Origin of the sequence: Providencia sp. PROV208, assembly GCF_028479465.1 — a bacterium.
GTDB classification, from domain to species: Bacteria; Pseudomonadota; Gammaproteobacteria; order Enterobacterales; family Enterobacteriaceae; genus Providencia; species Providencia alcalifaciens.
The window spans coordinates 185,386-201,426 of sequence record NZ_JAMPNS010000010.1; the positions used below are offsets into that span (position 1 = coordinate 185,386).

Sequence of the window (16,041 nt, forward strand, 5' to 3'; positions counted from 1 at the left end):
ACGTTAATTATGCTTTATACAGATACTATGATTGTTACAACTTCGCCTTTACCTCCTATAGAGAATTATGGTTGGGATAAATGGAACAGTAGTTTTGGTTGGAACAATATGGATAATCGTGGTGACTTAGAGGCTTATTTTCGTGCACTAATAGATGAAAGTCTTTTTTTGAATATGGTCCAGAATACGATATTTTGGAGGTTGATGAATCGATTTTTGCTAATTCAAAAGCTTCAGAAGAAAAAAGAATAAGGATGTAAACAAAGCTAAAAGAACATATTGAAAAACAAAAATTAATGCTAGAGCGTCTCGAAGATACAGAGGAATGGAAATTTCTTGAGGATCCTGAAAAAAGCCCTTATACACAATACACTAGTGATCGTAATGGAATTGAAGAAAAAAAGTATAATACGACAGAATATAAAGACTATCTTATAAGTGATAAATTTGATGATTCTAGGGATCATAAGGGAGATTTCTTTGATACCTCAGCAAGAGAGAATTTACTTCAAATTCAGCAAGCACATAGTAATCTGACTCATGCAATTAAGGTAAATGAAAATAACCTGAGTAGAATAGAAATTGTACATAGCAGTGTTTTTTCTCTCCCAGTTAGAGTAGCTCCTGTATTACCAAATGGAGATAACTCTGATTTTGAATCACAAAATAATAGCAATCTTGGTCAGGCACTTGAAAATAAATTTAAGGCTGCTGGCGATAAATTAGCAGAAACATTTGAATGTACCTTTGGATTTGCTTGTGCATCTGATTTAGATAAAGCAGCTAAAAATCCTAATCTTGGAAAAGATCTTTCGAATTCAGATAAAGTTGAATTAGGTGGTACTAGTTCGGGGGGCGCCTAATGGCTGGGGACCTCAAGATGAAGAAAAGTTTAGAAATAATCCCGAGCAGACTATATTTACAGAAGATTATTTGATTTCATCGGCTAATAAGCCTATTAATAATCAAGGTCTATCAGCGGCAGCACGAGCGTGGGAAAAGCATGCAGGAAGACCTAATGGTATATTTGATCCATTAGCCGGTAATCCAACACAGAAAAATGCTGTGGCAGAGCAATTCATAAAAAGTGTACTGAGAGATCCACAGCGAGTGAAAAATAATTTATCTGGTGGTGCATTTGAATATCGTTTACCTAATGGAAAAGGTATTCGTTATAATGCAGATGGTTCATTTAATACAGTATTAGACCCAAAGGTAAAAAAATGAAAGAAAAAAAGTTAGAATTATTTTTTTCAAGTCCTATGGAATATGAAAATTTGACATTAGAAGTGCAATTAGGATGGCAAAGGATCGCTGAAATAAATCAAGATAAAGGAACGGAAAATTTAGAAATTGAATTGTTTGGTTCTGATTCATCAAATAATTTTATTGCAAAGATGCCATTAGATGACTTGATATCTATTTTAGTTGAAGCGCGTGATACGCTTAAGAGTAAAAAATAGTACTGAATTATTCTCATTTTGAACGTTTTTATTTATCAATTTTTTATGTGAAGTAATTTAAGTTTCAATTGAAGAGCTTAGTCCTTATAGGCTCTTTTTTATAGTGCACCGAGCATGGCGCTGTTTGTTCGCTGTGGTGGAAAATAGACGACTTGTAGGCGAAAGTCCTCTACACACCCGATAAGGGGAAGTGTTAGCTGTACGGCAAGGGTATTCATCGCAAGGTAAAATCTGAAGAAAGATGAAAACAAAATGCAGGTCTGACGAACAGGAAGCGATTTAGGCGGTGCGGCGGGATAAGGTGGCTATTATCGTCAACGCCCAATACTTATACAGAATGCTGTGACGTAGAGCCGACAGACATAGGCAGGAAGGTCGCATTTGGAAAGGGAATGATAATTGTTGCAGAATACGACTATGACGAAATATTAACTCAGCTAGAACAACAATTAGGCTATGTGATGATCCTGATTGGTCAAAACCATCACTAAAATTAAGCCGACTTAGTTTTTGGGAATATGAGGACTACCAAGGATAGAATATTTTAGATATTAGAGTGCAAGTGGCACATCCAAACTTTATTATATCGAACGATATTTCTAATAGATGTTTTTTATGAATATAAATCTCAATGTACTTGAAAATGCAATAAGCTCAATTTTTGAAGAGATGAAAAAGAATGGCATAGAGAGTGTCAAACTGGATTCGGATTTTTATTGGAATGTTCCTTCAGATGCTCTTTATGATGTTTATAATGAACCTAAGTTAGATGTAGGACAGTTGGAAGATGATTATGACGCTTTACTTAAAGCCAAGGGAAACGAAATTTTAGTGCGTTACAACTTAAAAAATATCGCCGCTATCCTTCGTTATTTAGCAGAAAAAGAACCTAACTAATTTAGTCCATATATTAGCGAGAGCCTAAATCCCAATAGGCTCTTTTTTATTATGATTACTGAACATGGTGTGTAGCGATTTGATTGGTACTTCCTGTTAACTATGATGGTTAATAAACACTTGGTGATGAACTACTCTACAACTAGGTAAGGGGGAAGTGGACACTATCACTTCCTATTCGATTATTTATTTTTATTATCTTCATTTCCCTTTAACTCATTAATAGATGGTTGCAATGAGATTTGAATCTCATTTTTATGTAATAAAAACTTTTATCATTACAGGGCGTGAGTGGTTAGTCACGAAAATGAATTATTATAAGGATCGAACATGAAGAAAATTACCCTAACGTTAAGTGCAATTGCATTGGCACTGAGCTTTACAGCGACTTCTCAAGCTAAGATTCCAATGCCAGAAACCGTCAGTCCAGGGGTTACTGTTGCGGAGTTAGCAGCACAACAACCGGTTCATTGGGTCTCTGTTGAACAAATTAAACAGAGTTTAGAAGGCAAAGCGCCAATGGCGGTAGGCTTTGATATTGATGATACCGTTTTATTCTCAAGCCCTGGTTTCTACCGTGGAAAACTTGAATTCTCCCCAAATGATTTTAGCTATCTGAAAAACCCTCAATTTTGGGAAAAAATGAATAATGAGTGGGACAAATTCAGTATGCCAAAACAAGTGGGCATTGATTTAGTTAAAATGCACTTAGAGCGTGGTGATAAAGTTTACTTTATTACAGGTCGTACACAGACTAAAACTGAAACTGTAACTCAATATGTGCAGGAAGGTTTAAGAATTCCTGCGGATAAAATGAATCCAGTCATTTTTGCCGGCGATGAGCCAGGTAAAAATAATAAAGTAAGCTGGATGCGTGACCATAAATTAACCATCTACTATGGTGATGCAGATGCGGATATTGCTGCGGCACATGAATTAGACATTCGTGGTATTCGTATTTTGCGTGCAGCTAACTCTTCTTATCAACCTTTACCAAAAGCAGGTCGTTTTGGTGAAGAAGTTGTGATTAATTCAGAATATTAATATTCTTTAGAAAGTTAGTTAAAGGTGTTTATGCGCCTTTAACTAACAAAATTAAAGCCTATTTATTGACGACGCTTAACCGCCATTTAATATAACTTATATTAAATTTAATTCTGTTTAGAGAATAAATGGGTATCAATATTTGATATGTTATATCATTTAGTAAGTTGTTATAAACGAAAACAATTCTATTTCTCATGTGGTTTTTTTAAACTGTTTATCTTACTAGCCTTCTGCAATAACTTTTTTCATCAATAAAGACAAAATTAGTCAATTCCTATAACATTCTTCTCAGAGTTAAATATAATCAAATAGTGTCACTATAATAAAAAAATAATGTTATCCATGTAGTAACTTAAGGTGGATGTATGGCAAAGAGAAGAGTGAAAGCTCTGCAAATCTCAGTATTATGTGGGCTGATGGCGATGCAGTTCCCTGCATTTTCCGCAGCAGAAAATACGCAGCAAAATAATATAGAAACCCAACAACCTCAATCAGTGATCACTGAAGAGGTCAATAAGATTACGCCAAAAGAAAGCTTGGCAACGCTAAACGCATCTTTACCATCAGAAACTAAACTGGTGTTTGCGGACCAGTTGGCGAAAATTTATGCCGACAGGCAAATGCAATTGTTATGGCAAGATGAAACGGCAATTAGCCAGTTTCAACAACAATTAGCCGAGCTTGCCTTAGCAGGTTTCCAACCTCAATTTAGCGAATGGTTAGTGTCATTGGAAAATAGCCAGCTGAGCGAAATGGGGCGTGACGCCATTTTATCCGACGCTATGTTAGGTTATTTGCAATATTTATCGTCTGTTGAATCCAGTGGTCAGTATTGGTTATATACCAGCCGTCCATACAAAATTATTGCACCAACCACGCCGCAAATAAAACCGTGGTTAGATGCTGCCTCTGAACATCGTTTAGGTGAATGGGTGAAAGCTCAAGCACCGAAACATGCTATGTATCAACCGATGCGTAAAGAGATGCTAAAACAGCTCGCGTTGCCAGAAGATACGTTAGAAATTACGGGTACGAAAGCATTAAAACCGGGTCAAGCCAGCGATGATGTCATTACGCTCCGTGAGATTTTAGTGCGCGATGGGCTATTAGAGGCTTCAGCTGTGAGCGAAACCGTCGATGCATCCGCTCTACCCGAAGAGATCAATAAAGTCACTGCCAATGCACGAGTGTATAGTGATGATTTAGTTGAAGCAGTGAAAAAATTTCAGCTTCAATATGGGTTAGAAGCCGATGGTGTGATTGGTAAAGGTACGCGCGTTTGGCTTAATATGCAGCCAAAACAGAAAGCAGGGCTGATGGCATTGAATATTCAGCGTTTACGCATTGTGCCTGAAAGCAGTGGTACAGGGATTTTAGTCAATATACCCGCGTATACACTGGATTTTTATCTGAATAATGACATCATTTTGGATTCAAAGGTCATTGTCGGTCGAGCCGATCGTAAAACGCCAATCATGAGCAGTGCATTGAATAATGTGGTGATTAACCCACCATGGAGTGTACCAACAAGCTTGGCGCGTAAAGATATTGCACCGAAAGGAAAAATGGACCCAAGCTATTTTAGTCGTAAAGGCTATACGGTTTATTCAGGCTGGGGGCAAGATGCTTATGAAATCGACCCTTATACAATAGACTGGGAAAATATTACGCCAGCGAATTTCCCTTATCGTATTCGACAAGCGCCGGGTTCAAGCAACTCCTTGGGGCGCTATAAATTTAATATGCCAAGTTCAGATGCGATTTATTTGCATGATACGCCAAACCATAGTTTGTTTAACAAAAATGCGCGGGCAATTAGCTCTGGTTGCGTTCGTGTCAATAAAGCGAGTGAACTAGCCACTATTTTATTAGGTGATGCAGGCTGGGCTCAGACACGTATTGATGGGGCATTAAAAGAAGGCTCAACGCGTTATGTGAATATTCCAGACCGTATTCCTGTGTATCTTTACTATCAAACTGCATGGGTTGATAAAGATCAGCAGCCGCAATATCGAGCAGATATTTATCAATATGATGGTAGCATTGATAATGCGGAAAAATATCTACCTGCAATTAAAACAATTTTAAAATAGCCATTATTCATCGGAGAGCTTAGGCTCTTCGATGCTATTCATTGCATTAATTCCTAAATCTTCCTAACAATTCCGTTTTAATATATTTATATATTGAATGAATTGTGTTCACATATAACTTCTGGTGGGGCATTAGAATTGTCCTAATCGGATGAGGCTAAGTGATTTCACTCACCTTTTTGCATAAAAGTGATGGATTTTCCTTAATTTACGCAATTCTTTACATAATTATACATTAAAGCGAAATATCCTTTGCTAGACTGATGAAGTCAAAATGTATATTTACTGAATAATTAATACCTGAGTTATCACCTATGGATATGATTGATCAAAACCGCAGAAAGTGGTTGGGAATTGGTGCCGCCGCAATCGGTCTGGGACTATTACCAAATCATGTACTTGCTGCAATGAGTACACCTCGCCCTAGAATTTTACGTTTTCAAAACTTAAATACGGGGGAGTTTTTAAAGACCGAGTTTTTCGATGGTCGCCGTTATAATAAGTCTGAATTGGCTCGTTTGAATCACCTTTTCCGTGATTACCGCTGTGATAAAGTCAAAACGATTGATCCTAAATTATTTGACCAAATTTATTTGCTGCAAATGATGATGGGCACTAATAAGCCGGTTCAATTGATCTCTGGCTATCGTTCATTACAAACCAATAATGAATTGCGTCGTAAGAGCTCTGGTGTAGCAAAACAAAGCTACCATACCCGTGGTCAGGCAATGGATTTTCATATTGAAGGTTTACAGCTAAGTAATGTCCGTAAAGCCGCATTAAAAATGGGTGCGGGCGGTGTTGGCTATTATCCGAAAAGCAATTTCATTCATATTGATACAGGACCCGTCAGAACATGGTAATCTGTGCATAGGTGACACAGATTATGGAGTGATTGTTCGATGAAATATACGATTATCCCAGTAACCCCGTTCATGCAGAATTGTCAGGTGATCTGGGATGAAAATTCAATGAATGCAGTGATTGTTGATCCGGGCGGTGAGGCTGAAAAGCTGATTTCTGCTATTGAGAGTCGTGGATTAACATTAACGAAAATTTTACTTACCCATGGTCATTCTGACCATATTGGCGCTTCAGCCCCTCTTGCTAAACACTTTGGTGTACCGATTTATGGTCCACAAAAGGAAGATGTTTTCTGGATTGAAAGCCTTGCCGAACAAAATGCCATGTTTTATATCGGTGATTGTCCTGACTTTACGCCAGACCATTGGTTAGAGGAAGGGGATAGCATCACGTGTGGAGACATCAAGTTTGATGTACTGCATTGCCCCGGTCATACGCCAGGTCACATTGTATTTGTGAACCACGCAGATAAACTTATCTCCATGGGGGATGTATTGTTTAAAGGCGGTGTGGGGCGGAGTGATTTCCCTCGCGGTAATCATCAAGACCTGATTGCATCGATCAAGAACAAACTACTGCCGCTTGGTGATGATTATCACTTTATTCCGGGACATGGTCCGATGTCGACATTAGGACATGAGCGAATCAGTAATCCATTCTTATAGGGTGGATAATATACTGAATTGATGACTCAGAATGTCATTAAAAAACCCCTTTATTAGGGGTTTTTTATATGCAATTGATATAATTTAAAACTATGTCCTAATTATATTTCTTGAATCTAGCTATATTTTAAAAATTTGATACTTTAAATTGATTTTAAATCTAATTTAAATATTAAATTTTTATTTATAAAGAGGAATATATGGGAAAGCTAAATATAGATTCAAATTTATCTAAAGATGATTCTATTCAAAATAGAAATAAAGAAGAGACTAAAAAAACAATTAGCCTGAATGAGCCGCCCACATCAGCGAAACAAGATAATACGTCTGGTGGTATTAGTAAAGATTATACTAGTATTAACTTACATCTCACGCCTTTAAATAAAGAAACCGATTTGCCTGTTTCAGGTATTTCAGAAATACATCAGAATCTAATCGCTCAAGTTGCCAATGAAGAGAATATTATTATCGGCATTCGTCCTATTGATCCTAAATCAACAAGTATTATAGGAACGGGAGAATATAGCAGTAAAGGGTTAGCTATTAAATCGAAAAGCTCAGACTGGGGACCACACACTGGATTTATTCCTATGTATCAGCAATTTGCAAAAAAATCAGGGAGAGAAAATAGCAAAAAATATAATGTCTACTCTCAGGAAGCTATTAATGAAGGCAAAGCTATTGCGGTTATATTAGAAATTACCCAAGAAAGAGTTGAAGAGCTTATACGATATAAAACAATTTATTTTTCAGATACAGCAGAACAAGACGGATATAAAGAGATAAGAGCTTCTTTTGATGGTATTGAAAAAGTATTTTTTCTAAAAAAAAGTATTAAAGATAATATCGATATATGGAGTGTATATCATCTAGAAAATAATAAAATAGAACCATTTTATGTTATTGGTGACCCTAAAACAGGAAAAGCAGTAACCGCAGATTATGATCTTTTTAGTATTATTTTTCCTATGTCAGACTTAGAGCATTATGTCAAAGTAACACCGATGTTGACATGGTATGAGTGGAAGGCTAGCGTAAATTATGATGAACTAACTTCAGCCAAAAAAAAATTGTATAATGATGAAATAGAATATAATAAAAAAGAAGGAAAAGATAATGGCATTACCAATAAAAAAATAAAAGAAATAAAAAATAAATTAAATAAAAAACTTGGTCTAGCTGAGGGGATGGAACTGATTCATCATGGAGCTGATGACGCAAACCCTGCGAGTATAATGAGCGAAAATTTCCCTATTACCTTTTTATTACCGGAACGATTAAAAGGAAAAAATAACTTAATAGGTGCGACTGAGTCCATCGATACTTATTTTCATATGAACTCTCAAGGTGCAATCATTGTTGATAACGTTGAACAGCTTTCTAATTTTCAGCAGTTATTAATAAATCAGGGTTATAGAGCCCCATTAAATAAAAAATGGAGTGAAGGAGATAATGGTCAATACTTCGAGCCTAAACGTAAAATATCAGTCAGCTTTATTGAAGGACGAGCAGAAATAATACGGAAAAAAAGTATTATTAATAATGAACCGATCACAGAAAAAACTGTTGCGCAGTTAGATACAGATTTTGGTGATGTTTATTTAAATATGCAAAAAAATCATAATAGTAGCCGATTACCAGAGACCAATTTACCAAATACGGGCAACCTAGACACTTGGCTAGATCCGATGTTGATATACCGTCAAAACAAAGCCAATGATGCGGAAACTCATAGACAGGTAAAACCTACTGAATATACCTACAATGTTATTATCCAAAATGGTGGTGATCAAGATTCAGCTAAAGCAACAGCTTATGCTTTTTCTAAACACCCTGAAGACTCTATGGTTATTCAGTATGATATGGGTTCGAAGCAATATAAAATCTTACATGGAGATCTCAATAGAATTAATGTAGGAAAAGTACGTTGGATAACAATTGGTCATGGAAAATATTACGGGCAGAATCAGCCAACTCTTTATATGGAAAAAAATGCACAGCAATATGTTGAAGCATTAATGTATTTACGCAAAAAAATCTTAAAAAATACAATGCCGGATAAGCTTGTCATGCTTGGGTGTGATTTAGGTCGAGGAGGTGTTAATGAAAACTTTGCACTAAAAGCGACTAGCTTACTTGCTGAGAATAATGTGCACGCTCCTGTCGTTGCTTATAATCGACAAGTCGGAAATATGTATTTAGGGTCTAAGGTTATTTATCCTGTTGACTTTGAAAAAGATACAGTAAACACTCAAGGTTACAAATTTATTTATCAATACCACTCGGCTAGTAATCAAGTTAGGATCAATAATAGTTCTAGTACATTATATTTTATTAATGAGCTTCGTCGTGGTGAGCTATCACTCGCTCAACTAAATGATTATATTGAACCCGACCCTATGCATATGTTTAGGGATCCTGATACTCGTATTCTTGATAATAATTTACTCAAAAAAGTCGCTTACAATCAGGATGCCTATAGACTATTTGTTCAGGAACTTAAAAATAATAACAGTCTTTTATCCAATGATTTTTATACTACTTTCTCTACGCGACTAAATGAACTCGGTATCATGGATATACCCATTTGGAAGATGGTTAATAGCCAGAATATTCAAAAAAAAGCGTTAGCAAATACAATTAATAATTCAGGAGAGTTAACCGTTATTATTCGGCTGACAGGGGATAAAAAAGGTTTATTACAAGCAGAAAGCTTAGCCGCGAGAAATCCTCAAAATACATTAATTTTTCAAATGGATGTTGATAGTAAAAAACATATTTTGGAATATGGTAAAGAACATTTAATGTCTTTAGTGGAAAAACAAAAAATAACACATTGGATAATGATTGGCGATGCAGAAACAGTACGAAAGTCCACAAATGCATTATCGATTGAGCTATCGGCACTCAAAAAACAATATCCACTGATAAATCCTGAAAATATCCTGTTTCATTCTGTAGGACCAGCAATGATAACGGAAGCGGGTGAGCATAAGATATTTATTAGCGGTTTATCTGAGGAGCTTAAAGTACAAGGTATCAACCGTGAAGTTAAATCTAAATTTACCTATGAAGCTCCCAATAAATCCACAACGGTAAACCGTGGTATTTCTACAGCTGTACTCGCCAGCCAGCCTAATCAGCAGCTTATTTTATTATTAGAAAAAATAGCCTTAAAAGAAATTGCTATTCAAGATATCGATTTGGTACAACATCCTTATTTACTGAATTATTTTTCGGATAGCGAAGGGTTTGTTGATGTTAAAAAACTAATTATTGTATTAAAAGATCCTCTCGTAAATTCAAAGTTAAATGAAGTATTAAATCGTGGGTATGAACTTAATACGGCATCAATAAATCAATTGATAGAGACAACGGTAGAGATGGGTTATCGGCAACAAGCAGATAGCATCCATACTTTATTAGTGGAAATAAAAAGCGATTTCTCAATACTAAATAATTTAAGTGAAAATTCTCAACAATTACTTAAACAGCTATTTCCTGCCGGTGATGGGATAGATAAAGGCAAAATTTTAAATTTAGTGAATGATAATAATAGTTTCATTTTATTAAGTGAGAATTTAAAAGGATTTAGTGAACTCAGTGCTAAAAACTTTGAAGGTGATAGTGGAATATTTAAAAACGTCTCTTTTACTGAAGCATTTAAAACATATGAAAATTATCAAACCCAACGATTGCAGCAATACCATCAACAATTAAACCAAGGAAAAAATATTGGTTTGATTAATCATGGTGTTATATCGAAGAATGACGGGGCTACTAAGATAGACCAAGAGTTAGGTTGTATATATGGCATTGAATATTATCTCACCGATAGTGATTTAGCACGTGATTTTCTTGAGCGAAAGGTTCAAATCGAGTTAATAGCAGACCAAAAAACACTTACTTCAGCAGAGAATACTTTGCTGGAAAAAATGCAAAAATATGCTCAGGATATTGATGAGCTAATCAAGAATAACAGTATCTCTATTTCTGACCAATCAGTCGTAGATTTATTTTCGGTGGTGGCTGATACGCCGAATAGACTCATTTTTTTACAAGGAGAATTAACAACTTATACAGTAACTCACGTTAGTCGTAATGGCGCATACGAAATTTGCCTATTTGACCCTCAAGGGATGCAATTTAGCATTAGAAAGAATTCTCTTCAGTTGGCACAGCAGCAATTTCAACAGCAACTTAAACAGTATTTTAATGAGGACATCCAACTTTCCGATGGACGGTCTATCAATAGAGGAAAGTCTGCTGGTTTCCAAAAAATGGAAAATGGCGACTTTAGAGGAAGCATTCAATCAATTGATTTGGAATCACAGAGCTTAAAAGTTGGATTATCTTCTTTACAGAATCAACGTAAATCTATTATTGAACAAACTGAGTTTAAGTTACCCAAAAATAGCTGGGTAACTATGAATGGTGAAAAAATCGCTTTCGCTAAATTACAGCAATTAGGGGCAACGATTGAAGGGAAGCCTATCACTTTATCGGACATTGCCTCAGATAATCTGCATAAAAAAATTCGTTTTTCTCCTGAAAAGTTAGCAATGTATTTTTCTTTGATGGAAGGTGGAAAAGACGATGTTATTTTTACTAAAATATTTCATGAGCAGCTAAATTCAGTAGATATATATCAATTAGTTGATCACCAAGCTAGTTTTAGCGGATCGGCAGTGCTGAAAAAGCAGTTTAAGTACCTAGCGAATAATAGTGATGTACAGCAAGAAACTATTCCATCTTCGACTTTATTAAAAGTTCGCCAAGCTGGAACTAAACTTCCATTATTCCAACGTATTGCAAATAAGTTTGGTCAAGGAATGGGGGCTGCTGGTGTTATTCAAAGTATGATTAGCGCATATGCTATTTTGAATAAGCTCGATAAACCAGATATTACAGAAGAAGAGGTTAAGGAGCTAGAAAAACAATTTTATTTACTTTGTGCATCCGCTTTTTTTAATTACGGAGATATGATTATACAACCGATGTTGTTAAATATCTCTTCTGCAAAAGGCGTGACGTCCCTTATTCGCACAAGGCTTGCCGCAGGAACCGTTGTTATCTTTAACTTAGTCGGGATGGGAATTGATATCTATCAAGCCTACGATTGTTTATCTAAACTCAGTGAAGTATCCGATCCTAAGCAACGTCAAGATCTTATTGTCAATGCGGCTTTATCAATTGCGAGTGCTGTCATTAATGGTGTGACCGTGGTTGCTGTATTAGTAGGAGCTTCAACTATTCCTGTTGTTGGATTATTTGTTGGTGGAATTTTGCTTGTAGGAGGATGGATTTACAATGGTATTCGCGCAGTTGAGAATATTAAAGAGGTCATTGATATTGATTGGGATCGGGAATTAGAAGAAGGGATTCGAGGGGCTTTAGGTTTAGAGCCTACTTTACGCACGCAACAAGAGATGAATACCCAGTTGTATATCAATGCATTTAAAAAACAAAATTGGGAAATGGATCTTGCATTATTTGAGAGTAATATTTTAGCAGCAGGCTTTGATCATCATTTCGGTATTATTGAAAGTCCTGTATATGACGAGGAGCAAAAATACTATTTAGTCGATGGGCACGGAAACTATTTTCTGGGAACATTAGAAAATCGACGTCTAGGACCAGGAAATTATGGACCCCGATTTTCTAAAAAAGGTTCACCTTCTTTTACTGCTAACGAAATTGATTTTATTTTAGACAACAAAATCATTAGAAAAAGTGCATGGTTTAAAAATTTAAATTATGTGTATAACAGAATGGGGTTTTCGACTCGTAAAGATTTCAAGCCTAAAAAAGAAGCTAAAGAGATAGTTGATATTAAACAAACAGGAACAAAAGCTACGCACGATAGTTATTCTTTAAATTCAGAATATAAAAATCCATTATTTGAAGAATTTAAATCTCGCCATAAAATTTCAGAAGACCTCTTGACCTTACCAATACATTATCAGTTATCAAATTCTAGTGCCTCTCAAATTAATTTTTATTCAAAGAAAACTGAATTTGGTGTGTTAGGGCAGCGGGTGTTTAGCGAAAATGAGCGGAAGGTTAGTGAAAATTTGGAGAGTGATATCCAAAAGATCGCATTATATTTGGATAATCCTCATAGTAGAGGAACGAGCTGGAATACAGCTAACGGTAATGATGTGATTATTGGTGCAAAAGCGCGAAAAAATGCATTTCAGGTTTTATCTGGCGAAAAATATTTTGCAGGGGGGGATAAAGAGGATCTATTTTATCTACGAGATAATAATTTAAGCGGATTAATGTCACGTAATAACACAATGCCAACTAAGTATCTTGATGGTCAAGGCGGGAAGGATACGTTGATTGTTGATCTATTACCTGATGCTCATCATGCTTATGTTAATTTAGAAAAAAATACACTGCATTATAAGCAAGAAGGAAACCATCCATTTATCTCTATTGCTCATTTACGCAATATAGAAAATATTATCATCAGAGGAAATACCAATGATAGTTTACGTGGAGATGATAACGATAATGTCCTTGATGGTGGATTAGGTAAAGATTTATTAGTCGGATATGGTGGTGATGATAAGCTTATTTTAACCCAAGGTGATGCTGTGGGAGGCGATGGCAATGATAGTTATCATATTCGCCGTTTTGAATGGATGCAGCATGTTAATGATCTCTACATCTCAGAGCCGTATTGGGAAGGGAAAGAAAAAACCGTCAAAACTAAACGTTATCTAAATCCTATCTATAAGAAAAATAGTAAAGAATATCAGGCTAATGTAATTATCAAAGAATCGAGTCGTTCACAAAGTCATGTGAGCATCGAATATTCTTTAGATGAAATAGAGCAGGTTGAATTAAGCGGTAATAATTTAATTCTGACCATCAAATTACCAAGTTGCACTGAGGATGGACATGATTTTACCAATGTAAAAAGTTCAGTTTTAATTCAGTTAGAGAATGTTATTGACCCAAGTAGCGATCTAAAAAAACCTCACCATGTGTATCGAGTACAAACTCGAGATGGCTGGATGATGACGACGCAGATTGGCCAAAAAGAGCCAGAGCAATATTTCAGCCTCAGTTATATTCAAGAAGCTGACCAAATCGTGGCTGCAGACAGTAAATCAGTCGAAATAGATGAAACCGCTAATACCATCATAATAAATAAGCACCGAAAACATGTAGCACCGGAATGGGGATGGTTTACGCCAATAGGTCGTGCTGACCAATTAACCTATCGCGGTAATGATAAAAATAACTTTTTGCCTCTAGTTAAATTAGGGAATTATATTGAAGTCACTCACGGAGTTGACACCTATCAAATTCTTACAGAAAAAGAGGAATATGGCGAAATAACATTTGATTTTGCTAAGGTAAAAGACAGTTTCACTGCTCATGATAAGGTGATTTTATTATTACCTACCGAGAATGGTTTTGCCCTATCGATGGATTCTGGAAAACTAAGTAATTTTGATAAGTTTGGACAGAAAAAATGCACTATTCATTTTACAAATGTGGGAGATAATCTTTCTGAGGTGATTTTAATCCAAGATAAATATAGTAATGTATTTAACGTGGATCTACAGAAAAATCATATTTCCCCAGTCAATCCAGTTATCAGCAGTAGCGATCGTGACGATCAAATTCTTTTACCTACGGGTTATATATCAGAAAAACATGTTATTGATGGTCAAAATGGTGACGATACCATTATCAATAAGAGCTTAACTAGCTATGTACTATTAGGTGGAGAAGGTGATGATAATATTAAAGCCACGGAGGGAAATAATGTCTTATATGGCGGAACAGGAAATAACTTTATTAGTGGTGGCGAGGGGGATGATTTACTGTTATCCGGTGAAGGAAACGATACTTTGATGGGCGAAGGGGAAGATGACCATTATATTATTGATGGCAATCACTCCGGTGCCGCTTATATTGAAGATAATCTTGGTAATAACCATATCCATTTAGTTAATTTTAAACAGCAAGCTATTGAAGAAGTCGAGCCCGACTATCAGGTCTATGTTTCATCATCAGGTAAAATTCTTAAGATTAAGCAGCCAACGCAGGATAGCGGGGCTCGATTTAATATTCATCATTATAACCAACTCGATAGTAACTCTATTTCATCGACGACGGTCAGTATGACTTCGTTGTCTTACTACTTATCTGAAAAACTCGATAAAGCAAAACATTCAGGGCAGCTAGCCATCTGGAAGCCAGTTAATGAGCTTGCTGATATGTTAAATAGCGTTCCTAAACCATTAAAACAAACCGTGGGAAATGATGGAATTGTATTATCCGAGAATGATGCGAGAGAGCATTGGCTTATTGATATGCTCGCCGGTAATGATGAGGTGATGGATATGTCACAACATGGTCGTGTGATTAAAGGTGGGAGTGGGAATGATAAGTTGATAACAACAGGTGGCGAAAATATCCTTTATGGTGGTCAAGGCGATGATATTTTATTGGCACAAGGTATGGGACAGGATGTATTAATATCTTTAGATGGAAAGGACCATTTAGCCGGTGATAAAGGGGATGATATTTATATTGTGAGCGGTCATGGGCAAGGGGATGTCACTATCCATGATCTCGAAGGGCGTAATCAAGTGGTATTAGTTGATTTTTCCTCTACTGAAATAAGCTACAAAGAACTTTCAGCAACGCTTGCAGAAACGGTATATCAATCAAAGAGTGGAAGAAAAGTGTTTATTCAACACAATAATCATACTGCCTCAATGACCAGTGTGATGCAGGTGAGCTTTTTGAATGATTACAAGCAATTATCAAAACATAATGAGGAATCAACTCTTGATCGCTTGATACAGTTGTTGGCGGAGCAACGTATTGCTTATGAGGGAAGTACTGACCCTAATATTGGTAATGATAATGTCAGAAATAACTGGGGAGGCGTCCAAATGACAGAGCGTTTCCTGAGTCATTTGAAGTAACTCCTTTGGTATAAACAAAACAGCCAGTTAAGTTGCTGGCTGTTTTTGTGAAGTA

Annotated in this window: 10 protein-coding genes; all 10 read left to right on the forward strand. The window is 36.0% G+C overall.

From position 1 onward, the window contains the following. Positions 1–9 precede the first annotated feature (9 nt). Positions 10–252 carry a hypothetical protein gene (locus PR766_RS08680; RefSeq protein WP_154636152.1) on the forward strand — a complete coding sequence of 81 codons (243 nt, stop codon included), beginning with the start codon at positions 10–12 and terminating at the stop codon, positions 250–252. Between the two features lie 44 nt (positions 253–296). Beyond that, a complete protein-coding gene (locus tag PR766_RS08685) occupies positions 297–863 on the forward strand; it encodes a hypothetical protein (RefSeq protein ID WP_195848320.1) in 567 nt (188 codons plus the stop codon). After that, positions 838–1,227: a hypothetical protein gene (locus PR766_RS18445; RefSeq protein WP_080685607.1), complete on the forward strand. Its 390-nt coding sequence runs from the start codon at positions 838–840 to the stop codon at positions 1,225–1,227. Before PR766_RS08685 ends, PR766_RS18445 begins: the two co-directional genes overlap by 26 nt. After that, positions 1,224–1,463, forward strand: coding sequence for a hypothetical protein (locus PR766_RS08695; protein ID WP_006657823.1), 240 nt, complete (start codon positions 1,224–1,226; stop codon positions 1,461–1,463). The genes PR766_RS18445 and PR766_RS08695 overlap by 4 nt, the downstream gene beginning before the upstream one ends. 615 nt (positions 1,464–2,078) lie before the next feature. Continuing rightward, positions 2,079–2,360: a hypothetical protein gene (locus tag PR766_RS08700; RefSeq protein WP_036960379.1), complete on the forward strand. Its 282-nt coding sequence runs from the start codon at positions 2,079–2,081 to the stop codon at positions 2,358–2,360. Between the two features lie 330 nt (positions 2,361–2,690). Continuing rightward, a complete protein-coding gene (aphA, locus tag PR766_RS08705) occupies positions 2,691–3,404 on the forward strand; it encodes an acid phosphatase AphA (RefSeq protein ID WP_006657825.1) in 714 nt (237 codons plus the stop codon). 368 nt (positions 3,405–3,772) lie between these two features. Next, positions 3,773–5,500: a L,D-transpeptidase gene (gene ldtD / locus PR766_RS08710; RefSeq protein ID WP_154636151.1), complete on the forward strand. Its 1,728-nt coding sequence runs from the start codon at positions 3,773–3,775 to the stop codon at positions 5,498–5,500. A 314-nt stretch (positions 5,501–5,814) separates the two neighbouring features. Continuing rightward, entirely contained in the window at positions 5,815–6,363 is a 549-nt protein-coding gene (locus tag PR766_RS08715) for a YcbK family protein (RefSeq protein WP_006657827.1), read from the forward strand. Between the two features lie 39 nt (positions 6,364–6,402). Further along, a complete protein-coding gene (locus tag PR766_RS08720; RefSeq protein ID WP_154630729.1) occupies positions 6,403–7,029 on the forward strand; it encodes an MBL fold metallo-hydrolase in 627 nt (208 codons plus the stop codon). Positions 7,030–7,229: 200 nt separating this feature from the next. Next, entirely contained in the window at positions 7,230–15,986 is an 8,757-nt protein-coding gene (locus PR766_RS08725; protein WP_154636150.1) for an anthrax toxin-like adenylyl cyclase domain-containing protein, read from the forward strand. Positions 15,987–16,041: the final 55 nt, after the last annotated feature.

Excerpts from the sequence above, each read along its gene's own strand:
- PR766_RS08680 (WP_154636152.1), top strand. The coding sequence starts at position 10 with ATGCTTTATACAGATACTATGATTGTTACAACTTCGCCTTTACCTCCT.
- PR766_RS08685 (WP_195848320.1), top strand. The coding sequence starts at position 297 with ATGCTAGAGCGTCTCGAAGATACAGAGGAATGGAAATTTCTTGAGGAT.
- PR766_RS08695 (WP_006657823.1), top strand. The coding sequence starts at position 1,224 with ATGAAAGAAAAAAAGTTAGAATTATTTTTTTCAAGTCCTATGGAATAT.
- PR766_RS08700 (WP_036960379.1), top strand. The coding sequence starts at position 2,079 with ATGAATATAAATCTCAATGTACTTGAAAATGCAATAAGCTCAATTTTT.
- aphA (WP_006657825.1), top strand. The coding sequence starts at position 2,691 with ATGAAGAAAATTACCCTAACGTTAAGTGCAATTGCATTGGCACTGAGC.
- ldtD (WP_154636151.1), top strand. The coding sequence starts at position 3,773 with ATGGCAAAGAGAAGAGTGAAAGCTCTGCAAATCTCAGTATTATGTGGG.
- PR766_RS08715 (WP_006657827.1), top strand. The coding sequence starts at position 5,815 with ATGGATATGATTGATCAAAACCGCAGAAAGTGGTTGGGAATTGGTGCC.
- PR766_RS08720 (WP_154630729.1), top strand. The coding sequence starts at position 6,403 with ATGAAATATACGATTATCCCAGTAACCCCGTTCATGCAGAATTGTCAG.
- PR766_RS08725 (WP_154636150.1), top strand. The coding sequence starts at position 7,230 with ATGGGAAAGCTAAATATAGATTCAAATTTATCTAAAGATGATTCTATT.